Source organism: Streptomyces sp. 1114.5 (assembly GCF_003635085.1).
Lineage (GTDB): Bacteria > Actinomycetota > Actinomycetes > Streptomycetales > Streptomycetaceae > Kitasatospora.
In genome coordinates this window covers 2,885,641-2,909,118 of the sequence record NZ_RBXE01000001.1, presented here as the reverse complement: position 1 = coordinate 2,909,118, position 23,478 = coordinate 2,885,641, and the positions used below count along the sequence as shown (strand labels likewise).

Sequence of the window (23,478 nt, the reverse complement as noted above, 5' to 3'; positions counted from 1 at the left end):
CCCCGGGAGTACGCCCGCCCCCGACCCCGACCCCGACCCCGACCCCGACCCCGCCCCCGATCCCGCCCCCGCCGCAGTCAGCTCTCCCCGCCCTTCGCCGCCCCCGCCTCCGCCTTCTCCTCCGCCTCCTCGAAGGCCGCCGACGCCTCCGGCCGCGTCAGCCTCACCACCAGCTCGCCGCCGCTCACGTCCGCGACCAGCGTGTCCCCCTCCCGCACGGAGCCGTCCAGCAGCAGGTTGGAGATCCGGTTGTCCAGCTCCGACTGGATCGTCCGGCGCAGCGGCCTGGCCCCGAACTCCGGCTGGTAGCCGCGGTTGACCAGGAACTCCTTGGCCGCCTCGGTGACGTCCAGCCGGACGCCCTGGGCCCGCAGCCGCCGGCGGCTGCGGTCCAGCAGCAGGTCCACCACCGACACCAGGTCCTTCCGGGTGAGCGCGTGGAAGACGATCACCTCGTCGATCCGGTTGAGGAACTCCGGCCGGAACTGCTGCCGCAGGTCGCGCATCAGGTCGTCGCGGATCTCGTCCACGTTCCCGGAGTGGTCGAGGATCCGCTGCGAGCCGAGGTTGCTGGTCATGATCACCACGGTGTTGCGGAAGTCGACCGTACGTCCCTGGGAGTCGGTCAGCCGCCCGTCGTCCAGCACCTGGAGCAGCAGGTTGAAGACGTCCGGGTGCGCCTTCTCCACCTCGTCGAAGAGCAGCACGCTGTACGGCTTGCGGCGCACCGCCTCGGTCAGCTGCCCCGCCTCGTCGTAGCCGACGTACCCGGGCGGGGAACCGACCAGCCGGGAGACGGTGTGCTTCTCCTGGAACTCGCTCATGTCGAAGCGGATCATCCGGTCCGGGTCGCCGAACAGCAGCGCCGCCAGCGCCTTCGCCAGCTCGGTCTTGCCGACGCCGGTCGGCCCGAGGAAGAGGAAGGAGCCGGTCGGCCGCTCCGGGTCGCCCATCCCGGCCCGGCCGCGGCGCACCGCCTGGGCGACAGCGGTGACCGCCTCCTCCTGGCCGATCACCTTCTCGTGCAGGTGCTCCTCCAGCTTGAGCAGCCGCTCCTTCTCGGTCGCGTTCAGCTCCGCGACCGGGATGCCGGTCCGGGAGGACAGCACCTGCGCGATGTCCTCGGCCGTCACGTCGACGACTTCCTCGCGGGACTCGGCGATCGCCGCCAGCTCGTCCTCGGTCCGGCGCAGCTCGGTCTTCAGGTTGGCGGCCCGGACGAATTCCTCGTCCGTGACGGCCTCCTCCAGCTCCCGCTTCAGCTTGGTGATCCGGTCCTGCACCCCGGTCGACTCGGTGGACCCGCTCAGGCTGCGCAGCCGCACCCGCGCACCGGCCTGGTCCAGCAGGTCGATCGCCTTGTCGGGCAGGAAGCGGTCGCTGACGTACCGGTCGGAGAGCCGCGCCGCCGCGTCCAGGGCCTCGTCGGTGAACCGCACCTGGTGGTGCGCCTCGTACGCGTCGCGCAGCCCCTGCAGGATCTCGATGGTCTCCTCGACGCTCGGCTCGGGCACCAGCACCGGCTGGAAGCGGCGCTCCAGCGCGGCGTCCTTCTCCACGTGCTTGCGGTACTCGTCCAGCGTCGTCGCGCCGACCACGCTCAACTCGCCGCGCGCGAGCGCCGGTTTGAGGATGTTGCCGGCGTCCATCGAGCCCTCGCCGCCACCGCCCGCGCCGACCACGGTGTGCAGCTCGTCCAGGAACAGGATCACGCTCTTCTCGGCCGCCGTGACCTCGTCGATCACGTTCTTCAGCCGCTCCTCGAACTCGCCCCGGTACTTGGAGCCGGCCACCAGCGCGGTCAGGTCGAGGGCGACCACCCGCTTGTCCCTGAGGCTCTGCGGCACGTCCCCGGAGACGATCCGCTGGGCCAGGCCCTCCACGATCGCGGTCTTGCCGACGCCCGGCTCACCGATCAGCACCGGATTGTTCTTGGTCCGCCGGGAGAGGATCTCCACGGTCTGCTCGATCTCCTCGGCCCGCCCGACCACCGGGTCCAGCCGGCCGGCGCGCGCCTCCTCGGTCAGGTCGCGCCCGTACTCGTCCAGCGTCGGCGTCTCGCTCGGGTGCGCCCCCGCGCTGCTGCGTTCACCGCCGGTGCCGCGCCCCTCCAGCACCGACTTCAACGATTCCTGCGAGGGCGCCGCGTTGCGCAGCGCCGTACCCGCGCCCGAACGCTCCTGGTCCAGCAGGGCGCCCAGGATGTGCTCCGGCCCGATGTACGAGGCGCCGGCCTCCTGCGAGCGGGCGTGCGCGGCGAGCAGCGCGCGCTTGGCGGAGGGGGTGAGCGCCGGCCGTCCGTCGACGGCGTCCGGGGTGCCGGACGGCAGGGCGTGCTCCAGGTCGCCGGACAGCCGGTCCGGATCGATGCCCGCCCGCTCCAGCATTCGGCGCGAGGGCTCCACCCGGGTGGCCGCCCAGGCCAGGTGCGCGGTGTCCAGGTCGCTGGAGCCGTCCTCCGCCGCGCGCTGCGCGGCCAGCGCGAGCAGTTCCTGCGAGGACTCGCTGAGCAGCCGCCCGATCGGTACCCGCTGCACGGCGGGCGGGGAGGCCAGCGGGCTCATCCCGAAGAACCGACTGAGCAGGTCGGAGAACGGATCGTTCGAGCCGAACGGGGGCATGGTCACGGCGATTCACCTCTCCCAAGCGATTTGCAGCCACACAAACACAGGCCGCGCACCCCCGCCTGTCGAGCGGGGCGGCGCCGTCCCGGAGCGCACGCCCCTGCTCCGTCACCCCGTGAAGCGGTCCAGCAGCACACCACCGCTGTACGTCACCGCCATCGCCAGCAGCCCGCCCGCCACGTTGCGCCCCACCGCCCGGGCCGGTCCCGCCCCGCCCGTCCGGGCGCTCGCCCAGCCCGACAGGGTGAGCGCGGCCACCACCGCCACCACCGTCACCGCCAGCCGCCACGACTCCGGCGGCAGCAACACCGCCAGCAGCGGCACCAGCGCGCCCAGCGTGAACGCGGCCGCACTGGCCAGCGCCGCCTCCCACGGGTTGGTCAACGCCTCCGGGTCGATGCCGAGTTCGGTCTGCGCGTGCGCCGCGAGCGCGTCCCGCTCGGTCAACGCCACCGCCACGTCCCGGGCCAACTCCTCCGCCAGCCCACTCCCCCGGTAGTAGTCGGTCAACTCGTCCAGCTCCCCCTCCGGGTCCTCCGCCAGCTCCCGCCGCTCCTTCGCCAACGCGGCCCGCTCGGTGTCCCGTTGGGTACTCACCGACACGTACTCCCCGGCCGCCATCGACATCGCCCCCGCCAACAGCCCGGCCACCCCCGCCGCCAGCAGCGCCGACCGCGACCCGGTCGCCCCCGCCACCCCGGTCACGATCCCGGCCGTCGACACCACCCCGTCATTCGCCCCCAGCACCGCCGCCCGCAGCCAGTTCAGCCGCGACGACAACGCCGCCCGCGACCCCCCGACCTCCTCCACCATCCGCCACCGCGCTCTCAGCGACCCGACCACGCCCCCGATCCTCACCCGCCCCGCCCGGCCCCGCCACCGACAACGACCGAGGGCCGGTCCAGGAGGTGTGAACCTCCCGGACCGGCCCTCGAAATGGTGGGCGCGGACGGTTTCGAACCGCCGACATCTGCTTTGTAAGCTCGTTCGATCATTCGAACGGGCTCAGCGAAGCCACACGCGCCTCCCGCTGGCCGGGCGCAGGCGGCCTCCGCTGCCGCCCCAAGTCCGTCAGTGTTGCCGTCAGGATCTGCCGTCAGCGGCCTCCAGAAGAGACCAGGACTGCGGCCAGACATCCGACCGGCCGCGCCGCCGGATCACCACGAGGGCGGACGACCGCGGATCGCCGCAGACCGAGACCAGAAGTGAGACCGCCGCGTCTACAGGAAGGTCGCGACGGCGCTCGTAACCGTCGCCATAGCGCTGACCGCCTCCCAGAAGATCGCGCTCTTCCAGAAGGATTGGTCTGCAGTCCCATCGGCACCGGCATCCCTAGCAGTCGGGCCAGGCTGACAGCGCGGACCTTCACCGGAGTACGACCAGGTGATCTGGGCGTTCCCCGAGATGGAAACGTTGATCGCGGGTTCGCCGTTTCGCGCACCCGGGTTACGGTTGATGCTCAAGTAGGTCTCCTTCTAGATGGGGATTGCTTGCGGCTGAGGCAGTACTTGCTTGCCGGCGTTGTCCGCCTCGGCCGGTGGAGCTGTGGGGTGCGGCATTGCCGCACCCCACAGCCGCTAGAGGCCCTTGACTGCGTCTACTGGATGGCCCGTCCACGGTGGGCATAGGGAGCCACCAAGGTGTAGCGGTTGCAGTGGGTATAGCCCCTCGGGCTGGCTGGTGCTGACTTGAACGTTTTTCTGACCTCGACAAGGCCCTTGTCGACCAGCTCTTTGAAACCGCGCTCGGCGGTGTCCGCCGACCACCCGTACCACTCGGGCGTTCGCTCGGAAGGCAACTCGAAGCCTGGTCGTTCACAGCTGAGGACAAGGAGCATGGCAAGGGCTGGCAGGCCCAAGTCGTCGATTACTCGCTCGTCCCACAGCTCACGCGGAATCCTCAGGTATGGGTCCCGGTTTTCCTTCCCTGGCCTGGTGTACGCACCACCCTTCCCGTCCTCGCGAAGCAAGGTGACCCTGATGTCATGAGTCCCTAGCAGTCGCGTACAGGTGATCAACCTGCGCTGGTGCAGCCGGCCGAAGATCTTGGTGACCGCGGCCCGGGCACTGGCTGGCTCCGCAGTCTCAGTCGCACCGATCGCGCGGGCCCACACGGAGCTGTTGAGCGTGGTACTCCAGTTGTCCAGGTCCGAGCTTGTGATCGCGATGATGAACAGGTATGCCCTCAGTCCACGGACGTCCCTACCCCGAACGAACTGGGCAAGCACGCTGTGGCGGCTCTCGCTACGTGGCGGGAGCTGCACAAAGTCGCGGCGCACAGGAACATGGAGCCGCCGTTGAGCTTTGCGATTCAAGAGGAATCTCTGGGTTTCGGCAGCGTCAGCAGCGACCTCTGCCGCGGTGAGTCCCTCCCAAGATGGTTGCTCGTTCACGCGCCCCACCATGGCACCGCCGGCTCGCAGAGAACAAGCGCTGACACCACGGGAGTTGGTCGCCACAGCGGGTTCTTTGTGAATGCCCTGTAGATAGCTGAGCTGGTAGTTCCCATGAGATCTCATGGAGATCTCCGGAGGAGGAGAGAGCAGGCCAGACCAAGATCAGCGGCCTATGCTGGGCCTCCCGGCGAACCTAGACGAACGGCCCAGCAGCCACGCCTCACCATCCTGCCGATGGATCAAGAGGGACCGATAAGGTCCTCACCATGCGCCGGCTCGTTCTGATTGACCTTGACGACACCCTGATCAGCCGACACGGCGCTATGACCGCATGGGTGGCCCGCTTCAGCGCAGATCGGCAGCTCACGCCCGAGGCAGCACAGTTTGTTGAGAACGTCCTAAGAGATCGAGCGCAGCCAGAAACATTCGATGTGGTTCGCGATCACCTACGCCTGCCAGAGTCGTCCGCGGAACTCTGGAGTGCCTACGTTGCTGGCATTGCGGCGCGGGTAGCTTGCGCCGCCGGGACACTGTCTCGGCTGGATCTCTTGCGGGCCGCAGGGTGGTCCGTGGGAGTGCTGACCAACGGGGCATCGGACATCCAGCGAGCCAAGTTGTCGGCCGCAAAGATCCTCGATCACGTGGATGCGGTGTGTATCTCCGAGGAGACCAGGGCCCGCAAGCCGGATCCTGAGGCCTTCCGGACGGCTGCTGCCCGGTGCGGCTTCATGCTTCCGGCTGACGCTTGGATGGTCGGAGACAACCCGGAGACGGATATCGCTGGGGCTAGCGCCGCCGGCCTGCGAACGGTCTGGGTTTCAGCTGGCGGCACCTGGGCCACACCTGGACTCGCCCCTGATCACATCTCACCCACCGTCGTGGAAGCGTTGGACTTCCTGCTTGGACGACCGGAGAGCACGCGATGACCATCAAGCCGATCGTCGGCATCCTCCACCCCGGAAGCATGGGTGCGGCGGTCGCAGCTTGCGCCCGCCCGAACGCGGCGCGGGTTCTCTGGTGCCCGGCCGGCAGGAGTGTGGCCACCGTAGCCCGGGCTGAGCAGGCCGGGCTGGAGCCGGTTGACAACCTGGACACCCTGGTGAAGCAGGCGCACGTCATCCTCAGCCTCTGCCCTCCGGCGGCCGCCGAGCAACTGGCCCACACCGTCGCCGAGCGCAGGTACGCCGGTATCTACGTGGAGGCCAACGCCATCAACCCGGAGCGGATGACTCGCATCGCCGAGGTGCTGAGCAGGTCCGCGCGTGCCGTGGTCGACGGAGCGGTAATCGGCTCGCCGCCGATCAACGGGAAAAAGACTCAGATGTACCTTTCCGGTTCGTTCGACGCCATCCCGCTGGTGGAAGGGCTGTTCGCTGGCAGCGCGGTGGCAACTCCCGTGCTGGGAGAAGAGGTCGGTCGGGCATCGGCTCTGAAGCTGGCGTACAGCTCGTATCAGAAGGCATCTCGGGTGCTTGCAGCGGTTGCCTTCGGCGCGGCGCGTGCGCACGGTGTGGACGATGCCCTGCTCGACGTCGCTGGCAAGCGGCAGGGAAGCTACCTGGTAGAGACTGGGTACATCGCCAAGACCGCTGCCCGGGCATGGCGTTGGGGTCCCGAGATGGACGAGGCCGCCGACATGCTGTCAGCAGTCGGGTTGCCCGACGAGATGCTGCGGGCCGTGTCGCAGACCCTCGCTCGGTGGCAGGACAGCAAAGACCTCGCCGAGCTGACGCCCGACGAGGCCCTTGACCGTCTGTCCCGGCCGCAGTGAGCGCAGGCCGCTACCGGCTTCCGCCGGCACGGTCGCGCGACAAGAGGTCGTTGATCAGCCGCGCTGCCTCGGCCGGTCCGACGGCACCCGTGTCCACCGTGAGGTCCCATGCCTGCCCTGGGTGCGCGTCGACATCGACCTGCGTGGCGTCCCATGCGGACAGCCGATCCGCGGTGTCGGCATCGCCACGTCCGGCTGACCGGGACGCCGTCGCTTCACGCGAGCACCAGAGCAACACGACGGCCCAGTCGGCCGGGTAGCCCTTGATGAGCGCGTTGATGCCCTCGACCTGGCCCAGGTGGACAACCGGGATGCCCGTCATGAACGCCTCGTCCATCCCCGGACGGTCGATCACATACGTGTTGCCGTACCGGCGGTTCAGGTAGATGACATCGCCCGCGGCCTCCAGCTCGGCCAGTTGCTCAGCAGTGCCCATCCTGTAGCCAGCGGACTTCCCGGAGCCGACCTTGAGTCGGGAGAAGAGCCGGTAGTCCGGGCTGATGTCCCGGAGGGCTCGGGTGACGGTGTCCTTCCCGGCAGCCGGCGGGCCGTACAGGATAAAACCGTGCGACGTCACAGCCCACCTCCGCTCAGCACGTCACGGGCCTGATCGGCAGCGGCGATCGCCGCACCAAGGCGGTTGTCCACCACGAAGTGCGGGCCTTGAGGCCGGAGCTTGAGGTCAATTGTCGCCAGGTACTCCTCCCACGACTCCATCTTCCAGATGTCCCGGGCCGCGCCTCGGAACTCGATGTACTCCCTCATCGAGTCGGGGTCACACTCGACCCAGAGAGCGGCCACGGTGGCTCGCTTCGCCTTGCAGCGGTTGTAGAAGCGCTGCATCCAGTCGGCCTGTGAGAACTCCGCCAGGAATGGCGCGTCGAGGATCACGGACGTGCCACAGTCGACGTTGTCCCACGCGGCCTCCATGAGGCAGCGGTATTCGAGCGGCCGAACCTTCTCGCGGTAGAGCTCAGAACTTCGGTCGTTCACCTTTCCGCCGAGCGCCATCAAAAGCTGATCGACCAGCGGGCGCGTCAAGGAATCCTTGTCCAGCACTGGCCACCCAGTAAGACGGCCGATGAATTTGGCGAACTCACTTTTCCCAGAACCGGCATATCCGCCGACAAGGAGAACCATCGGGCCTGAATTCTCGCCGCCATTCCGACGCTTCCACTCGTTGATGACTCGACTGCGAAACGCGTCGACATCGACGTTGTCCGCGCCCTCGTGGATGCTGCCTAGAGCCTCGCGGATCGCCTGGTCCAGGTTGGGGACAGTTTCTGCTGCTGGACGCTGGTTGGGCACCGTGGTGACCTCTCCGGGGAGCGGTCGGCGAAAGCCCAGTTCCGCCTCGTTCATGCGATAGAGAAGGCAGTAAGCCCGGCGGTAGTCGGGGCGCGGGAACGAGGAACCCGCCTCATGCGCCCAGACCGTCTGAAAGTTGGCGGCAAGGTTGAACTTGTGCCGATCGCCGATTTCCCGCAGCTTCTCGCCGACTTCCTCAAGGGTCAGGTCGTGGGATTCCCTGACCTGCTTGAGAATTGCCGGATTCCATCCTGGGCGTTGCCGAGCCATATTCCCCTCCTAGGAAACTGCTCGTGCCGCGAGTGTAGCGGCTCGTTGAGTCACCCGAAAATCGCGATAGAAGTCGTGATAGTAGTCGTGTAAGGATCTGCTACCGAATACCGGTAAGGCTCCGTGATACAGATGCCGCTCCGATGGGTGTGAACTGATTCCTGTCCAGCCCAGGAGGCATCAGTGAAGCGTCACCCGCCCCGATATGCAGCCAGGGGACCGCAGCACAGCCGCGATCCCCTGATCCCCCCATCCGCCCGTCACCGGGCCTCTAGTTCCGCGACCCGGGCTTGCAGGTCGCGAAGTTCTCCGCGAACCTCCGCAAGCTCGCGCCGGAGCTGTCCGGCCTCGCTGCCGGCAACGGCAGCAGCCTTCGACTCCGCACCCTCGGTCAGGAAGGCTGCCTTGCCCTGGTGGCTCACGACGAGCCCGGTCTCCCGCAGGTGGCCGACGGCGGCACGCGCAACGGTTGGGCTCACGTCGTAGGAGGCCTGCAGCTTCGCCAGTGACGGGATCTTTCCGTCGGCGGCGAACTCGCCCTTCGCGATCCGTGCGCAAAGGTCATCGGCCACCTGCCGGTAGGCGGACTTCTCGCCGGTCCACTCGACCATCACCACTCCACATCCCTCTGCGTCTCTGCCTCATAGTGCCGCACCCTTCGGCCGGAACCAATGCTTCCGCATGTCGCCCGGCTGATGGACTTGCCAACTCTGCTTCTCTGCCTCACAGTGTTCTGTGTGGCAGAGAGAGCAAAGCTCACTCAGGCCTAGCTATTCCTGCACGTCAAACGGCCGTTACGGGACCGGGAACCGTCGCGCACTCACTGTCGCGACAGGCCCGGTGTCTGCGGAACCAGGGCTCTGTCCACACAGAGCACAGTCCCTTGAGAACTCAACAGTGTGCTGATCAAAAACGAGTGACTTTGGTCCCCGATCCGTGCCGCCCGTGGCGGGTCGGGGGTCATGGCTGCTCGTGATGTGACGAGTGGCTGGGCCCGAATGAGTCGGGCCGCCGCGCTCCCGGCCAAGGAACGCGCGGCGGCCCTCGGGCTCACTCACCCAACTACCAAGAGGTGAACCCGTGAAGTCGATTGTTGCAGGCCAACGGGCCGTTTCGGCCCTGGAGTACACGGAGCTGGCGCTCGGCATCGACAACGACCCGTTCGGGTCGCTGTTCGGTGGCGTGGCCGGCGAGAGCGTGGCCCAGTACGCCGCTCGTACCGACGTGGCCCGTGAGGTGCTGGCGGAGCTGTGGGAGTCGGACCCGGAGTCGGCGGAGGTCGCGGCCGAGCTGCTGCGGACCGCCCCCGTCCCGCTGCACCGCCCGCGCCCCGCCGGCCGCCGCAGCCACTCGGGGGTGGCGGCGTGACCGCCGAGGCGCGCGCGGAGGTCGAGCGGGCCGCCGCCGCTTCGGAAGCGGCCCGGATCGCCGCTGCGGCTGCTGCCGAGGCCGCACGCGCCGCACGCGAAACCGCACAGCCCCTCATCGCCGCCGGAGCGCCGGGAGGCACCCTGTGAGCCGCGCCGGGAAGTGGTGGCTGGTGGCGGGCCTGCTGGCCGTGGCCGCCATGGCGTTCCGAGTCTCGTGGAACGCGCTGCGAGACGTGGCGTCGGCGATCGGGGCCGACTCGACCGCCGCCACGGTCTACCCGCTCGTGGTCGACGGGCTGATGGCGCTGGCACTGGTCGTCGCACTGGCGCTGACCGACGCAGACCGCAAGTTCGCGCTGCGGGTCCTGGCCGGGTACACCGCCGCGTCGCTGGTGCTCAACTACGTGCACGGCCTGGTACCGACTCTGCACGGCGGCGGCCGGACCCGACTGGCCGAGTGGGCGCCCGCGCACTGGGCCCTGGTCCTGCTCGCGTCGTCGCTGCCGGTCGGCTCGATCTACTTCGGGTCGGACCTGGTGGCCAAGGTGCTGCACGCCCGACCCAAGGCCGATAAAACAGACCAAACCATGACGAATCAGTCGGGGTCTGACCAGGGCGAACCCGAGACGGACGAACCGGACTGGCCGCTGTACCAGTCGGCCGACCAGGCTCCCGTCCCGGCCCCGACCGCCCCGGCGGCCGAACCGACTGAGGACCCGACCGACAAGGCGCCCACGGTGCCGGTTCGGAGGCCGACCGCCGCGGCGGCGGCCCGGCCGCGTCGGACGACCGGCACTGTCCCGAAGTCGGCCCGGACCACCCGACCCAAGCGCACGGACGCCGAACTGCTCGACGAGGCCCGGTCGGCCACGGCCGACTGGCCGGACGCCGAGCTGACCGCCGACCGCATCCGCACCACGGTCCGCACCTCCGCCGAGCGCGCCCGCATCCTGCGCGACACCCTCACCGCCGAACGCGCTGCACAGGCCGCCGCCGAGGCGGAGCGGCCGGCGCTGCATGCCGTGCCCGACCCCGCCCCGGACGCCTACGACGGTTCGGCGGGCGAGACCACCGAGACCACCGACTCTCCTGAGGAGAAGGCGTCGTGACCACCCTCGACAGCACGACCACCAGCGGCGAGCAGATCGGCGCCGCCGGCGCGCTGGTGGCCATCCTCACCGCCCACGCCGACCTGCCCGCACCGCGGTTCGATCTGCGAGAGACCCACGTGCCCGACTCCGGCACGACGTGGGGCCTGCGGGCCACCCTCCACGACGACCTCAACGGGTTCGAGCAGTGGCGCGCCGCCCTCGACCTGGACCCCGCCGCCGTCGAGCTCAAGCACAACGACGGCAGCGTCCTGGCCTGGCTCATCGTCACCGGCACCGTGTTCGGCGCCCCGGTCGAGCTGGTCGGCTTCTACAACCTGCCCGAACCCGCCACCGCCTGGGCGTGACGTGGCCCGGCCCCGGTTCTGGGATCCGGAGGGCCGCCGGTCCGGGGGTATCCCCACCTACCCGTGGAAGATGGCCCCGGACGGCCTGCTCACCCGCCGACAGCTCCGCGCCCACGGCCTGCGCCCCAACGGACAGGACGTCGCCGCACAGCTCATGTGGCGCTCCCGCCGCTCGAAGTTGGGCGTGCGGGTCGCCTACCTCTACCGCCCCGACCTCGCCGCGCCCGTGCGCCCCCTGACCGAGGGCAGGCGCCGGGCCCTGGCCGCCGCGAACACCGCCCGTCGCACCTGTCCGCAGTGCGGGCGGGACGCCGGCTACGTCCTGCCCGCGCACTTGGGTGTCTGTCTGCCCTGCGCCGACGGCGTGCCCCTCGCGGCCTGAACCCCCGGCTTAGCCACCACCCTGTCCACTCCCACACGGAGGTACCTGGCATGCACATGCCCACCGTGGCAGCGGTACCCGCCGCCGATCTGCCGGCTGGAACGACGGCCCTGTTCCTGACCCTCGGATCCGCCTTGGTCGCGCTCTACACGGCCGGACCGGACTCCGGCGACTGGTGCCGGTGGCGGTGCCTGGGCTGCGGGGCCCGCTCCTGGCACGCCGAAATGCGCTCCATGGCGCGCGAGGACGCCAACGACCACGCCGCTACCTGCCGCTCCATCCCCTGGCCCCGGCCCGAACAGGCCTGACCACACCCCGGGGCGGCCGTGCTTGCTTGCCGGCGCGTCCGGCCGCCCCGGGATCCCTTTCCGCACCACAGCAGCAGTGAGGAAGGAAGCCCAGTGAACCACCACAGCCCCGGCGCCGGTGACGACGCCGAGAACGAGCTGTTCGCCCGCCTCGCGGCGGAGATGGCCGAGGACGGCGTGGTCGACCTCGCCAAGGCCCGCGCCGAACGCCGCCCCACCGCCACCGCTGTGGACGACGACAGCGACGGCGACGACGAGCCGTCCGTCTACGTCGACCAGCCCGCCCCCGTGCCGCTGCCGGTGCCGGAGGGCGCCCGCCGCCCGATCCTGCCGGCGTGGCTGCTGTCCAAGGCCGAACTGAAGACCCAACTCGCCTACACGGCCGGGCAGATGGGCCACACGGTCGCCTATCACGCGATCCGCACCCCGCTCTACGCAGGCCGCCTCGCGATGCGGGCCCCGCGTGGCGCGGCCCGAACGATGACGTTCCTGGGCCGGTGGGCCTCCGACGCCGAGGGCCAGCCGCTGCGGGCGGCGGCCGCGCGGCGTGAAGACGCGGAGCTGTACCTCAAGCTCACCCGCCAGCGCGACAACCGGGTGCGTCTGCGCTCGCTGATCTCGCTGCTGGGTTCGGTGTTCGGTCTCGCGGCGGTGGTGGTGTTGTGGGTGCTGACCAGCACCGATACCCTGCTCGCCCTCGCCTCCGCTGTCGTGCTGGCGCTGGGGGTGGCGGGGGCGCCGGCGGACGAGCCGCTGATCACCCGCGCGGTCGTGAAGGCGAAGGCGCCCAAGCTCACCTCGGACATGGTGGTGCGGGCGTTGGAGTCGCTGGGCATCGGCGGGATCACCTCCGCCAAGTCCAAGGGCTCCGGCATCACGTTCCCGGCGCCGATCATGCGCGACGGGCCGGGGTGGCGGGCAGAGGTCGAGCTCCCGCACGGCGTCGAGGTGGCGGACGTGATGGCCCGCCGGGGTCAGCTCGCCTCGGGGCTTCGCCGCCCGCTGGGCACCGTGTGGCCGGAGCAGGCACCCGGCGAGCACCCGGGCCGCATGGTGCTGTGGGTCGGGGACCAGGACATGGCCAAGGCCAAGCAGCCCGCCTGGCCGCTCGCGAGCAAGGGCACGGTGGACCTGTTCGACCCGGTCCCCTTCGCCACCGACCAGCGCGGCAACTGGGTCAACGTCACCCTGATGTTCGTCTCCGGCGTGATCGGCGCTGTCCCGCGCATGGGCAAGACCTTCCTGCTCAGGTTGTTGCTGCTGATCGCCGCCCTCGACCCGCGCGCGGAGCTGCACACCTACGACCTGAAGGGCACCGGCGACCTCGACCCGGTCGGCGAGAAGGTCAGTTACCGTCACCGGGCCGGGGACGACGAAGAGGACATCGAGTACGCCCTGGCCGACCTGCGAGAGCTACGCGAGGAGATGCGCCGGCGCACCAAGGTGATCCGCAACCTGCCCCGGGACGTGTGCCCGGAGTCGAAGGTCACCACCAAGCTCGCCGACAACAGGTCCCTGCGGCTGCACCCGATCGTCCTGGCCGCCGACGAGTGCCAGGTGTGGTTCGAGCACCCCAAGTACGGGCCGGAGATCGAGGAGATCTGCACCGACGTCAACAAGCGCGGCCCGGCGGTCGGCATCCTCTCCCTGCTGGCCACCCAGCGCCCCGACGCCAAGTCCCTGCCCACCGGCATCAGCTCCAACGCCGTCCTCAGGTTGTGCCTGAAGGTCATGGGGCAGCTGGAGAACGACATGGTGCTCGGCACCTCCGCCTACAAGCGCGGGATCCGGGCCACGACGTTCACCCGCGCGGACCGGGGCATCGCCTACTACATCGGCGGTGAGGGCGCCGACGCGCAGATCATCCGCTCCGTGTTCGTGGACGCCCCCGCCGCCGAGGCCATCGCCCAGCGCGGACGCGAGGCCCGCGAGCAGGCCGGTCTGCTGAGGGGCCACGCCGCCGGCCACGCCGACGCCGCTCCCGCGTCGGCGCCGGCCTACGACCTGCTCGCCGACATCCTCGCCGTCATGGGCCCCGACGAGCCCAAGCTCTGGTCGGAGACGATCGCCACCCGCCTCGCCGAGCTCCGCCCCGACGCCTACGGGCCGTGGGCAGCGCTGGAGGGCCGGGCGAAGGCCGACCAGATCGCCACCGCGCTTCGCCCCTACGGGATCACCACCGGCCAGGTCTGGGGCACCACCGACGCCGGCAAGGGCGCCAACCGGCGCGGCGTCGAACGCGACCACATCACCCGGGCCGTCACCGAGCGCGACAAGAAGCGCGACGCCGGATAGCCCCCGGGCAGCCCCGAAACGGTCGCTAGGTCTAGCAAGCACCCTCGCTAGACCTAGCGACCCCGCTAGCGACCAAAACATGCCCTGATCAGGGACCTAGCGCCTAGCGAACCGTCCGCTAGAGCCCCGGAAACCGCCCTGGAGGCCCCCATGACCCCCCTGATACTCGCCGCGCTCGCCGCCGCCGCACTGGCCGCGCTCTGTTACGCAGCGTTGTGCGCCGCGAGCCCGTTCGGTGACTGCCGCAAGTGCGGCGGACTCGGCTTCCAGCTCGCCCACGACCGGCGCGGCAACCCCAAGCGCGGCAAGCACTGCCGCCGCTGCCGGGGCGTCGGCAAGCGCATCCGCGTCGGACGCCACCTCTACAACGTCGCCCGTCGCACCTGGCGCGCCGGCACCAACTAGCCCCTGCAGACCACCCGCCCACCGCTCAGCCCGGGAGAACCCGCATGAACGTGACCCTCTCCGTCGCCGCCGTCACCGGCCTGATCACCATCACCCTCGTGTGGACCAAGCGCGTCGGTGCCGGCACCGCCCTCATCATCTGGCTGTCCGGCCTCACCGCCGCCTCCACCGGCCTCGCCGGACCCGTCAACAACCTCCTCGCCGCCGTCGTCTCCGCCATCGGCAACCACTGACCGGCGCCCCCGATGACCACCCCCGCCACGATCCGGCCTCTCGCCGCCGTCCACCTGCGCGAAGCCCTCACCGCCGCCGCCAACCACGAACCGGCCGCCGCCCTCGCCGCCCTCATGCACATCGACCCCCAGTCCTGGACCGCCATCGAGCAGCGCGCCCACCTGCTCGGCACCGACCTGCTCGACCTCCTCGCCCACGCCGCCCGCACCGGAGGAACCACGTGAGCACCACCACCGACGCCATCACTGCCGCCGTCCTCATCGGCCCCGGCGCCCTGCTCGGCGCCGCCGCCCTCATCACCCAGCGCGGCGCCAAGGCCGACTCCGCCGCCGTGCTGCAGGTCCTCGCCGAGTCCGCCGCCGAACGCGCCGCCCGCACGGCCGAGACCGACATGGCCCCGCCGGACGGCGGCGAGGGCGCCCCGGCCCCGGTCGCCGAAACCCCGGCCCGCCTCGCCACCGTTCTTGCGTTCCCCGAGGGGCGGGTTCGGCGTGCGGCCTGACCACCAGCAGTACCGGCCCTCGTGGCGGGGCGTGGACCTGTTCGCCGGTGTCGGCGGCCTCGACCTGCCCGCCCGCGCGCTCGGGGTCCACGTCACCGGGATCGAGTGGAGCCCGGACGCGTGCGCCACCCGCCGCGCCGCCGGACTGACCACGATCGAGGGAGACGTTCGCCGTTACGGCCCCGACGACTTCCCCGACGCGAACATGCTGCTCGGCGGGCCGCCCTGCCAGCCCTTCAGCGCGGCGGGCACCGGCGCCGGACGCCGGGCGCTGGCCGACATCGTCGCACTCGCCCACCGGCTGTCCGAGCGGCAGACGGTCGCCCGCCACGGCCACAACGGCGTGGACGACCTCATTCGCCTCGTCCTGGAACCGCTGCGGTGGGTGTTGGACGCGTCGGACGCTGGGCGGCCGTTCGAGGCGATCGTGCTGGAGCAGGTCCCGGCCGTCCTGCCCGTCTGGAACACCTACGCCGCGATCCTGCGCGCCGAGGGATACAGCGCGGTCGCCGGGGTCGTGCGGGCCGAGCAGTACGGCGTCCCGCAGACCCGCAAACGCGCCGTCCTCATCGCCCGCCACACCGGCACCGCCGCCCTGCCCACCCCCACCCACCGGCCGTACGCCAAGGGCGTCCCCCGCACTGCAGGCGACCCTGGACTGCTGCCCTGGGCGGCGATGGGTGATGTCCTGCCCGAGCGCGGCCCGTTCACCGTCGTCTCCAACTACGGCACCGGCGGCGACCCCAAAGCCCGAGGACGCCGCACCAACAGCGAACCGTCCGCCACCGTCACCGGCAAGGTCAGCCGCGTCCGCGTGCTCGCCGACGACGGCACCGAATCCCGCTTCACCTGGTCCGAAGCCGGCCGCTTGCAGTCCTTCCCCGCCGACCACCCGTGGACCGGCCGCGACATCGGCCAACAGATCGGCAACGCCGTCCCGCCCCGCCTCGCCCACCACCTCATCACCGCCGCCCTCGACGGCTCCTGACGAAAGGCCGTGCCCGTGTACGACTACGACTTGGACGGCCACGGCCACGACGAGTACGACCCCGAGGACGCCGAGGACTGGCAGCCGGGCGAGTGCGACTGCTGCACCGGCGGCGAGCCCATCGAAACCCCGCTCGGGTTCCTGTACTGCGCCTGCCGGATCGGCCAGGGAGCCGCGCCCGAGAACTGCGCCTGCGGCCCCGACGAGGGCTGACTCACACCCACCAATCCCGGGGCGGCCGATGGCCTGCAAGCAAACCGGCCGCCCCAGGTCCCTGACCGGCACCACCGAATCAGGAGACACCAGCATGGACCCCAACCGCCTCGCCCCGCAGCACCTTCACGCCATCGCCGCCGCCGCGCTCCCCCTGGCCGCATGGGGCGCGCACGCCACCGTCATGCGCCGCCGCCTCGACCGCGCCCGCCGCGACCCGCTCACTGGCCTGCTCACCCGCGACGGCTTCACCCGCGAGGCCGAGCGCTTGATCCGCCACCAGGACGCGGCCGTGCTCTTCATCGACCTCGACCACTTCAAGCAGGCCAACGACACCCACGGCCACGCCGCCGGCGACGCCATCCTCAAGGACACCGCCGCCCACCTCACCCACTGCACCGGCGGCTACGGCCACGTGGCCCGCTTCGGCGGCGACGAGTTCGCCATCATCCGCCCCCTCCCGCGCAACAGGGCCGACGGCAAGCTCTACATCCTCAACGCCTACCTCAACGAGCCCGTCGCCTACGCGGGCCTGTCCCTGCCCCGCAGCGCCTCCATCGGCATGGCCCTCGTCGCCGACCTGCCCGACCGCAGCCTCGAAACCGCCCTCGCCGCCGCCGACACGGCGATGTACCAGGCCAAGCGCGCCGGTGGCGGATGGCAGCAGTACACCCCCGGCACCGACCTGGCCACCGCAGATCGCCGTTGGCGCCGCACCCGCACCGCCGCCTGACAGCAGGGGCAAACGCCTTGCCCGGAGCGGCCGGCACTCCCGGCAAGGACACGTCCGACCGCTCCGGTCCCCTGCTCGAACCGAGAAGAGGAGACCACCCAGCATGACCCAACTGACCAGGGTTCGGGGAGAGCACCTTCCCGCCGCGCTCTCCTTGGCGGCCGACGGCGTGCCCGTGCTGCCGTTGCGGGCCGGGAAGGTGCCGTTCGGCAACTGCTGCGACTGCGTCGACAACGCGTGCGGCGGCCGGCCGAACATGAAGCACCCCGGGCCGTGCCACTGCCCGAAGCCGTGCCATGGCTGGGCCGCCGCCACCACCGACCCCGACGTCATCAACTCGCCCGAGTGGGCGCGGGCGTGGCGGCAGGCGGCGGCGGTGGCCTACCACCCCGGCGGCGCCGGCCTGACCGTCGTGGACCTGGACAACGCGGACGCCATCGCGTGGGCGCGCGCCATCCTGCCCGCCACCCGGACCGTCGCCACCACCAGGGGTGAGCACTGGCTCTACCAGGGCACCATGGCCTCCGCCAACGCGGTGCGGCCCGGCGCCGACATCAAGTCGTCCATGGCCTACGCCCGGTGGCTCGGCCCCGGCACCGGCACGATCACCGCCCTGCCGGACGTCGTCCGCGCCCTGGTGGTGAAGGCGCCCACCCCGGTCCGGCCAGCGGCCGTCACGATGCCCGCCCCGGCCAGGGGCGGGAGGTGCCCCCACCGCACCCCGGCGTACCTGGCCCGTGGCATCGCCATGGCCGAGCAGCGCATCACGGAGGCGTCCAGTGCGGTGCATGCCACCGTGTTCACGACGTTCCTCGCGGTGCTCTCGACTCACGGTCGGTGCGGCTGTCTGACCGAGGCGCACACCGCGCGGCTGTTCGCCGCCGCGCAGGCCAAGGGCGAATCGCCCCGGCACTGCGCCGACGCGTGGGCCAACGCCCTGACCCGGCTGGGGATGTAGCCGTGGCCGAGGACGAGAAGGACCCAGCCCGCGAGGTCATCGCCCAGTACGCCCTGGCGCACTTCCGGTACTTCCGCACCGCCGACGGCGCCGTGTACTCGCAGCGCATCGGCCACCCGGTGGCCCGGCCGATGCGCTCCCAGGGCACGACCGGCAGCCACCGCCAGGAACTCATCGTCGGCCTCTACCGGGACGGGGTCGGCGTCTTCAACGGAACCGCCATCAAGGAGGCATTGGACTTGATCGAAGCGCTCGCCATGTCCGAGGACGTGCAGCCCGTCCACATCCGCGTCGCCCCCGGGTTCGACGGCGCGACCTGGCTCGACCTGGGGCGCGCCGACGGGAAGTCCGTGCGCATCCACCCCACCGGCTGGGACATCCTGACCCCCGATCCGCGTGAGGTCTGTTGGCGCCGCACCCAGCTCACCGGGGAGCTCCCGCTCCCGGCCAAGGACACCGACGGCAAGGGCATCGACCTCCTGCTGAGGCTGACGAACTTCGCCACCGCCCAGACCGAGTGCCTGGCTCTCGCCTGGCTGGTCGGCTGCCTCTCGCCGGGCGTGCCCGTGCCCGCCCCGTTCCTCACCGGCCCGCAGGGCGCCGGCAAGTCCACCGGCGGCCGGATGCTCGTGCGGATCATCGAGGGCATGAGCGGGGACCTGCGCCGGGCCCCGAAGGACGAGGAGAACCTGATCGCGGCGGTCGCGGCCGGATGGGTCACCGCCCTGGACAACCTGAGCCACATGACCCCGGACCTGTCCGACGCCATGTGCTGCATCGTCACCGGAGCCGAGTCCGTCAAGCGCGCCCTGTTCACCGACGGGGACGTGCACCGCGCCAGCTACCGCCGCCCCCTGCTCCTGACCGGCATCGACGTGGGCGTCATCCGGCCCGACCTCGCCGAACGCCTCCTGCCCCTGCGACTGGAGCGCCCCCGCGTCCGCCGCACCGAGGCGGAACTGTGGGCCGAGTACGCCGAGGTCCTGCCCGTCGTCCTCGGATCCCTGCTCGACCTCACGGTCAAGGTCCGCGCGGCCGAAGCGGAGACCCCGACCGACCTGCGCATGGCCGACTTCGCCCACCTGTGCGCGCAGCTCGACGCGGCGACCCACCTCGGGGCGTTGGCCGCCTACCGGGCCAGCCTGGACGACCTGAACGACGACGTCATCGAGGGCGACCTGCTCGCGCAGACCGTCCTCAAGCACGCCGAGACCATCGAACCCGGCGGCGCGCAGCGCATGACCTCCACCGAGTGGCTGAGCCACCTCAGCCGTCTCTACAGCGGCGACGACCTGCGCTCCCTGCCCAAGGGCTGGCCGACCACAGGCAAGGTCCTCTCCGACCGCCTCAAGCGCCTTCAGCCGACGCTTGCGGCCCGGGGCGTCCTCATCGACACGGGCCGCACCTTCGAGGGCCGCTACCTCGAAATGGCCTGCCCGGCCGTCCCGCCCTCGCACGAACAGCCCCGGCTGATCTGACCCGCACCGCCAGACAAGCAAGAAGAGCACCGGCGCCCCGGGTGCTCCTCTTGCTGTTCGGCGAAGCCGCCAAAGGTCGCGCCGCGAAGCGGCTCCTTCTTCACGCTCTGAGGCGCATCGCACCACAAGCAAACAGCCCCTCTTTTGTCCTAAGAGGGAAGACGCTGCGTCATGTACGTCATGCGGGACGGAAAACGGCCCCTGGCCTGCGCCGACACCCATGACGCAGACGGCGGACGCTGCGTCATCCTGCGTCATCTGCGTCATGCCATGACGCAGCCCATGACGCATCCGTGACGCAGCCCTCGAACACTGCGTCATGCGAAGCCCCAGGTCAGAGGCTCGCATGACGCTGATGACGCAATGACGCAGAAATCCCCACCTAGGACAAACGCGCGCCGCGACAAGCCCCACCACCGCCCAGGGAGCACGCATGGCCACCGCCATCCCCGAAGCCCTGACCGTGCCCGAGGTCATGGCCGCACTCCGGATGAGCCGCAGCAAGGTCTACGACCTCATCCGCGCCAAGACGCTCATCAGCTTCACCGAGGGCCGCTGCCGACGGATCGCCGTCGACAGCCTCGCCGACTACATCCGCACCAAGACCGAGGAGAGCCGTTCCTGATGGCCCGAAAGAACCCGAACGGCGCCGGCAGCATCTGGCAGCGCAAGGACGGCCGGTACGAGGGGCGCGTGTACGTGCCGCAGCCGGACGGCACCCGCAAGCGCAAGACCGTCTACGGCGACACCTGGGAGGAGTGCGACGCCAAGCGCCAGGACTTGGTGAAGCGCGCCCGGGATGGTGTGCCCACCCCGACCCGCTCGCAGAAGCTCTCCGAGTGGCTCCCCTACTGGCTGGAGGAGTTCATCCGGCCGCAGCGCAAGAAGACGACGTACGCCAAGTACGAGACGCACGTCAGGCGCTACTTGATCCCGAACATCGGGACCAAGCGCCTGGAGTCGCTGAGCGTCCCCGACGTGCGCCGCCTCGTCAACACCGTGGCGCGGCAGGCATCCGCCGCCACGGCCAAGGAGTCGCACCGCGTGCTCCGTACGGCCCTCACGGCTGCGTGCCGCGAGGAACTGATCAGCCGGAACGTGGCCACCCTGGTCCCGGCCCCGCGTGTGGAGGTGCGCGAGATGAAGACGTGGACGCTGGACGAGACGATCACCTTCCTGGAGGCGGCCCGCCCGGACCCGCTGTACACCGCGTTCGTGCTGGCCATCACGCTGGGCCTGCGGCGCGGCGAGATCTTGGGCCTACGCTGGAGCGACATCGACCTGGACGGACGCAAGCTCACCGTTCGGACCCAGCTCCAGCGCGTGCAGAAGGAGCTGTACGCCGACAGCACGAAGAACCGTCGGACGCGGGCGATTCCGCTGCCGGCGATGTGCATCGCTCCGCTGCGGTGGCGACGGTTCCAGCAGACGAAGCAGCGGGAGGAGGCTGGCCGGGACTGGGAGGACACCGGGTACGTGTTCACCACGCGGACTGGTCGGCCGATCGAGCCCCGGAACCTCAGTCGGTCCTTCGAGCGGATCGGTGCTGATGCCGGTCTGCCGCGCATCCGCCTCCACGACACGCGGCACGGCTGCGCGACCATCCTGTTCGCCGCCGGCGTCGCCCCGCGGGTGGTGATGGAGATCCTCGGCCACAGCCAGATCGCCGTGACCATGAACGTCTACACGCACGTCTCGGAGGAGACCCGGCGCGAAGCCCTCGGGCACATGGACCGCCTCCTCAAGAGGCGCCGGAAGACCGACTGACACCAGCAGTTGCCGTCAATCAGTGCAGTCAAAAGGCCCGCAGCGTGATCGCTGCGGGCCTTTTGTGCTGGTGGGCGCGGACGGTTTCGAACCGCCGACATCTGCTTTGTAAGAGCAGCGCTCTACCGCTGAGCTACGCGCCCCCGGCCGTGGCCTGGCGGGCACACGACGAGTGCCTAGGGTACCTGGTCCCGGAGGGTGGTGCGGGCCGGGCGGGCGGAAGGGGGTGGGGAGGGGGTGACGGGCGGGTGGGGTGATCGGGGAGAATGGGGCCGGATCAGCGGGTCGGAGCAGGGAGCGCGCAGTGACGGTGGCCGGCGGGAGCGGGCGGGGGCGGCGTCGGGCGGGGAGTGCGCTGGCGGACGCCCTGGTGTTGCCGGTGGTGCTGGCGGGTGCGCTGGGGGCGGTCGGGCTGGCGTCGGCCGGGACGGGCGGCTGGTGGGGCCGGCGCGGGGGCGGCGAGGGCGTACGGGCGGGGGCCAGGGAGGCCCGGGCCGCGGCGCAGGAGGCGTTCTACGAGCTGGAGGAGACGCAGCGCGAGGTGCAGCTCGCGGTGGAGACCGTCCGCGCGGCCGAGGACGGGCCGACGGCGCAGCGCGCGCTGGCCGATCTTGCGGCCATCTCCGGCCGGGTCGAGCAGGTCACGGTGAACTACCTGGGCGCGCTCGACGCCCACAACCTGGACAGCGAGGCCCTGGATTCCGGCGCGGCCGCACAGGCCCGGCGCCAACTGGAGGACGTGAAGGGCCAGCTCGGCTCGGCCAAGGCGGAGCTGAACGACTTCCTGCGCCGCCTGCAGCCGACCCTCGAACACGCCGAGCAGCAGCTGATGCGGGTCACCCCGGCGGTCGAGCAGGCCAAGCGCGCGCTGCTCGCGGCCTCCAACGCGCTGGACGAGGCGCGCGGCGCCGGCCTGCGGGCGGACGACCTGGCGGCCCGGCTGGCCGAGTTGGCACCGGAGCTGGGCCGGCTGAACGAGGGCCCGGCCCGGCACGGGGTGGCGGGCACCCTGCAGCGCGCGGAGGACGTGAAGCGGCGGGCCGAGGCGGTCGCCGCCGACGCCGGGCAGCTGCCGGAGCGGGCGCGGGAGATCGACCGGCGGGTGGCGAGCCTGCGGACCCGGATCCAGGCCCTGGAGACCAAGGCCGCGACGGTCGACCCCGCCCTGAGCGAGCTGCGCCGCCGGTTCAGCACCGCCTGCTGGCAGGACCTGCAGCGGGTGCCGGACCAGGTCGCGGAGAGCGGGCGCGCCGCCAAGCGCAAGCTCGCCGAGGCCGCCCGCGCCCGGGACGAGCAGCGTTGGGCGGACGCCACCGCCGCGATCGGTACGGTCCGCGCGCTGCTGGAGACCGCGGACGGCTCCGTGGTCGCGGTGAACGACCGGCTGCGGCAGCTGAACGAGGTGCAGCACGATCCCAACCGGGAGATCGAGCGCGCCCGCTTCGCCATCCGGGACGCGCAGCGGCTGGCGATGGCCGGGCGCAACGCCCCGGACCCGCGGCACGCCGCCCCGCTGGACGAGGCGGTGGCCCGGCTGGACCGCGCGGTGGCCACCCTGGAGGCGGCCGGCCGGCACCCCGACTACTGGCACTTCCTCACCGAACTGGCGGCGGTGCGGGACACGGCGGCGCAGGTGATCGGGCTGATCCGCGGCGACCTGGGACACCGGTAGGACGGGTGGTACCGGCGGTACGGCCGGCGACGGTCTCCTCTGGAGCGGACGGCCGTCTCCTCGGTACCCTGCCGTCATGCCACGCTACGACTTCCGCTGCCGCTCCTGCGGCGCCACCTTCGAGCTCCGCCGCCCGATGGCGCAGGCCGGCGACCCCGCCGTCTGCCCGCAGGGCCACGAGGACACCGTGAAGCTGCTGTCCACCGTCGCCGTCACCGGCGCGGCCGGCGCCCAGCAGGCCCCGGCCGGCGGTGGCGGGGGCGGCTGCTGCGGCGGCGGGTGCTGCGGCTGACCCCCGCCTGACAGGCCGCCGGTCAGCCACAGGTCAACAGACCAACGGATCGACGGA

General features: G+C 71.0%; 29 protein-coding genes and 1 tRNA gene. 22 read left to right on the top strand and 8 right to left on the bottom strand.

From position 1 onward, the window contains the following. Nucleotides 1-77 precede the first annotated feature (77 nt). The 4 genes from BX285_RS12835 to BX285_RS12825 form a co-directional block, all read right to left on the bottom strand. On the bottom strand, nucleotides 78-2,621 hold the full coding sequence (locus BX285_RS12835) for an ATP-dependent Clp protease ATP-binding subunit (RefSeq protein WP_398900943.1): 2,544 nt from the start codon (nucleotides 2,619-2,621) through the stop codon (nucleotides 78-80). A 111-nt stretch (nucleotides 2,622-2,732) separates the two neighbouring features. Then, nucleotides 2,733-3,437 (bottom strand): VIT family protein, encoded by a 705-nt coding sequence (locus BX285_RS12830; protein ID WP_097240275.1) that lies wholly within the window; start codon nucleotides 3,435-3,437, stop codon nucleotides 2,733-2,735. Between the two features lie 407 nt (nucleotides 3,438-3,844). Further along, nucleotides 3,845-4,087: a hypothetical protein gene (locus BX285_RS36815; protein WP_147465152.1), complete on the bottom strand. Its 243-nt coding sequence runs from the start codon at nucleotides 4,085-4,087 to the stop codon at nucleotides 3,845-3,847. Nucleotides 4,088-4,221: 134 nt separating this feature from the next. Continuing rightward, a complete protein-coding gene (locus BX285_RS12825; RefSeq protein WP_147465151.1) occupies nucleotides 4,222-5,016 on the bottom strand; it encodes a hypothetical protein in 795 nt (264 codons plus the stop codon). A 269-nt stretch (nucleotides 5,017-5,285) separates the two neighbouring features. Here BX285_RS12825 and BX285_RS12820 point away from each other — a divergent pair, with 269 nt between their 5' ends. Next, on the top strand, nucleotides 5,286-5,945 hold the full coding sequence (locus BX285_RS12820) for an HAD family hydrolase (protein ID WP_121175188.1): 660 nt from the start codon (nucleotides 5,286-5,288) through the stop codon (nucleotides 5,943-5,945). Continuing rightward, the gene (locus tag BX285_RS12815) at nucleotides 5,942-6,790 is read left to right on the top strand and encodes an NAD(P)-dependent oxidoreductase (protein ID WP_121175187.1); all 849 of its coding nucleotides are present in this window, start codon (nucleotides 5,942-5,944) and stop codon (nucleotides 6,788-6,790) included. Before BX285_RS12820 ends, BX285_RS12815 begins: the two co-directional genes overlap by 4 nt. A gap of 10 nt (nucleotides 6,791-6,800) precedes the next feature. On the opposite strand, the gene BX285_RS12810 is transcribed toward BX285_RS12815, so the two are convergent. From BX285_RS12810 to BX285_RS12800, 3 genes are all read right to left on the bottom strand, one after another. Then, nucleotides 6,801-7,367 (bottom strand): phosphotransferase-like protein, encoded by a 567-nt coding sequence (locus BX285_RS12810; RefSeq protein WP_121175186.1) that lies wholly within the window; start codon nucleotides 7,365-7,367, stop codon nucleotides 6,801-6,803. After that, nucleotides 7,364-8,368, bottom strand: a complete 1,005-nt coding sequence (locus BX285_RS12805; protein WP_121175185.1) for an AAA family ATPase — start codon at nucleotides 8,366-8,368, stop codon at nucleotides 7,364-7,366. Before BX285_RS12805 ends, BX285_RS12810 begins: the two co-directional genes overlap by 4 nt. A 260-nt stretch (nucleotides 8,369-8,628) precedes the next feature. Continuing rightward, nucleotides 8,629-8,979, bottom strand: coding sequence for a winged helix-turn-helix domain-containing protein (locus tag BX285_RS12800; RefSeq protein WP_121175184.1), 351 nt, complete (start codon nucleotides 8,977-8,979; stop codon nucleotides 8,629-8,631). A gap of 469 nt (nucleotides 8,980-9,448) precedes the next feature. Between BX285_RS12800 and BX285_RS12795 the strand changes: the two genes are divergently transcribed. The 18 genes from BX285_RS12795 to BX285_RS12715 all read left to right on the top strand — a co-directional run bounded on the left by BX285_RS12795 (nucleotide 9,449) and on the right by BX285_RS12715 (nucleotide 21,457). Next, nucleotides 9,449-9,736: a hypothetical protein gene (locus tag BX285_RS12795; protein WP_121175183.1), complete on the top strand. Its 288-nt coding sequence runs from the start codon at nucleotides 9,449-9,451 to the stop codon at nucleotides 9,734-9,736. Next, nucleotides 9,733-9,885 (top strand): hypothetical protein, encoded by a 153-nt coding sequence (locus tag BX285_RS37275; protein ID WP_183107063.1) that lies wholly within the window; start codon nucleotides 9,733-9,735, stop codon nucleotides 9,883-9,885. The genes BX285_RS12795 and BX285_RS37275 overlap by 4 nt, the downstream gene beginning before the upstream one ends. Then, the gene (locus BX285_RS12790) at nucleotides 9,882-10,847 is read left to right on the top strand and encodes a DUF2637 domain-containing protein (protein ID WP_121175182.1); all 966 of its coding nucleotides are present in this window, start codon (nucleotides 9,882-9,884) and stop codon (nucleotides 10,845-10,847) included. The genes BX285_RS37275 and BX285_RS12790 overlap by 4 nt, the downstream gene beginning before the upstream one ends. Then, nucleotides 10,844-11,194, top strand: a complete 351-nt coding sequence (locus BX285_RS12785; RefSeq protein ID WP_121175181.1) for a hypothetical protein — start codon at nucleotides 10,844-10,846, stop codon at nucleotides 11,192-11,194. The genes BX285_RS12790 and BX285_RS12785 overlap by 4 nt, the downstream gene beginning before the upstream one ends. Nucleotide 11,195: 1 nt before the next feature. Next, a complete protein-coding gene (locus BX285_RS12780; RefSeq protein WP_121175180.1) occupies nucleotides 11,196-11,576 on the top strand; it encodes an RRQRL motif-containing zinc-binding protein in 381 nt (126 codons plus the stop codon). 50 nt (nucleotides 11,577-11,626) lie between these two features. Further along, nucleotides 11,627-11,884: a hypothetical protein gene (locus BX285_RS12775; protein ID WP_121175179.1), complete on the top strand. Its 258-nt coding sequence runs from the start codon at nucleotides 11,627-11,629 to the stop codon at nucleotides 11,882-11,884. Between the two features lie 162 nt (nucleotides 11,885-12,046). Then, nucleotides 12,047-14,179, top strand: coding sequence for a cell division protein FtsK (locus BX285_RS12770; RefSeq protein WP_121177468.1), 2,133 nt, complete (start codon nucleotides 12,047-12,049; stop codon nucleotides 14,177-14,179). Nucleotides 14,180-14,329: 150 nt separating this feature from the next. Continuing rightward, nucleotides 14,330-14,584: a hypothetical protein gene (locus BX285_RS12765; RefSeq protein ID WP_121175178.1), complete on the top strand. Its 255-nt coding sequence runs from the start codon at nucleotides 14,330-14,332 to the stop codon at nucleotides 14,582-14,584. Between the two features lie 44 nt (nucleotides 14,585-14,628). Further along, entirely contained in the window at nucleotides 14,629-14,817 is a 189-nt protein-coding gene (locus BX285_RS12760) for a hypothetical protein (protein ID WP_121175177.1), read from the top strand. A gap of 12 nt (nucleotides 14,818-14,829) precedes the next feature. Then, a complete protein-coding gene (locus BX285_RS12755; RefSeq protein ID WP_121175176.1) occupies nucleotides 14,830-15,042 on the top strand; it encodes a hypothetical protein in 213 nt (70 codons plus the stop codon). Continuing rightward, nucleotides 15,039-15,320, top strand: coding sequence for a hypothetical protein (locus BX285_RS12750; RefSeq protein ID WP_121175175.1), 282 nt, complete (start codon nucleotides 15,039-15,041; stop codon nucleotides 15,318-15,320). Before BX285_RS12755 ends, BX285_RS12750 begins: the two co-directional genes overlap by 4 nt. Continuing rightward, on the top strand, nucleotides 15,310-16,308 hold the full coding sequence (locus tag BX285_RS12745) for a DNA cytosine methyltransferase (protein WP_121175174.1): 999 nt from the start codon (nucleotides 15,310-15,312) through the stop codon (nucleotides 16,306-16,308). The genes BX285_RS12750 and BX285_RS12745 overlap by 11 nt, the downstream gene beginning before the upstream one ends. Before the next feature lie 9 nt (nucleotides 16,309-16,317). Then, entirely contained in the window at nucleotides 16,318-16,521 is a 204-nt protein-coding gene (locus tag BX285_RS12740) for a hypothetical protein (protein ID WP_121175173.1), read from the top strand. 94 nt (nucleotides 16,522-16,615) lie between these two features. Further along, a complete protein-coding gene (locus BX285_RS12735; protein ID WP_121175172.1) occupies nucleotides 16,616-17,254 on the top strand; it encodes a GGDEF domain-containing protein in 639 nt (212 codons plus the stop codon). A gap of 103 nt (nucleotides 17,255-17,357) precedes the next feature. Further along, the gene (locus tag BX285_RS12730) at nucleotides 17,358-18,212 is read left to right on the top strand and encodes a bifunctional DNA primase/polymerase (RefSeq protein ID WP_121175171.1); all 855 of its coding nucleotides are present in this window, start codon (nucleotides 17,358-17,360) and stop codon (nucleotides 18,210-18,212) included. 2 nt (nucleotides 18,213-18,214) lie between these two features. Continuing rightward, the gene (locus BX285_RS12725; protein WP_121175170.1) at nucleotides 18,215-19,690 is read left to right on the top strand and encodes an ATP-binding protein; all 1,476 of its coding nucleotides are present in this window, start codon (nucleotides 18,215-18,217) and stop codon (nucleotides 19,688-19,690) included. 433 nt (nucleotides 19,691-20,123) lie between these two features. Beyond that, nucleotides 20,124-20,315, top strand: a complete 192-nt coding sequence (locus tag BX285_RS12720) for a helix-turn-helix domain-containing protein (RefSeq protein WP_121175169.1) — start codon at nucleotides 20,124-20,126, stop codon at nucleotides 20,313-20,315. Continuing rightward, complete coding sequence (locus tag BX285_RS12715; RefSeq protein WP_121175168.1) at nucleotides 20,315-21,457, top strand: site-specific integrase; 1,143 nt, start codon at nucleotides 20,315-20,317, stop codon at nucleotides 21,455-21,457. Before BX285_RS12720 ends, BX285_RS12715 begins: the two co-directional genes overlap by 1 nt. Nucleotides 21,458-21,525: 68 nt before the next feature. On the opposite strand, the gene BX285_RS12710 is transcribed toward BX285_RS12715, so the two are convergent. Beyond that, a tRNA-Val gene (locus BX285_RS12710) sits at nucleotides 21,526-21,600 on the bottom strand. Between the two features lie 161 nt (nucleotides 21,601-21,761). On the opposite strand from BX285_RS12710, the gene BX285_RS12705 reads away from it, so the two are divergent. Beyond that, on the top strand, nucleotides 21,762-23,129 hold the full coding sequence (locus tag BX285_RS12705) for a hypothetical protein (protein ID WP_183107062.1): 1,368 nt from the start codon (nucleotides 21,762-21,764) through the stop codon (nucleotides 23,127-23,129). Between the two features lie 76 nt (nucleotides 23,130-23,205). Continuing rightward, nucleotides 23,206-23,421, top strand: coding sequence for a zinc ribbon domain-containing protein (locus tag BX285_RS12700; RefSeq protein WP_030058700.1), 216 nt, complete (start codon nucleotides 23,206-23,208; stop codon nucleotides 23,419-23,421). Nucleotides 23,422-23,478 lie beyond the last annotated feature (57 nt).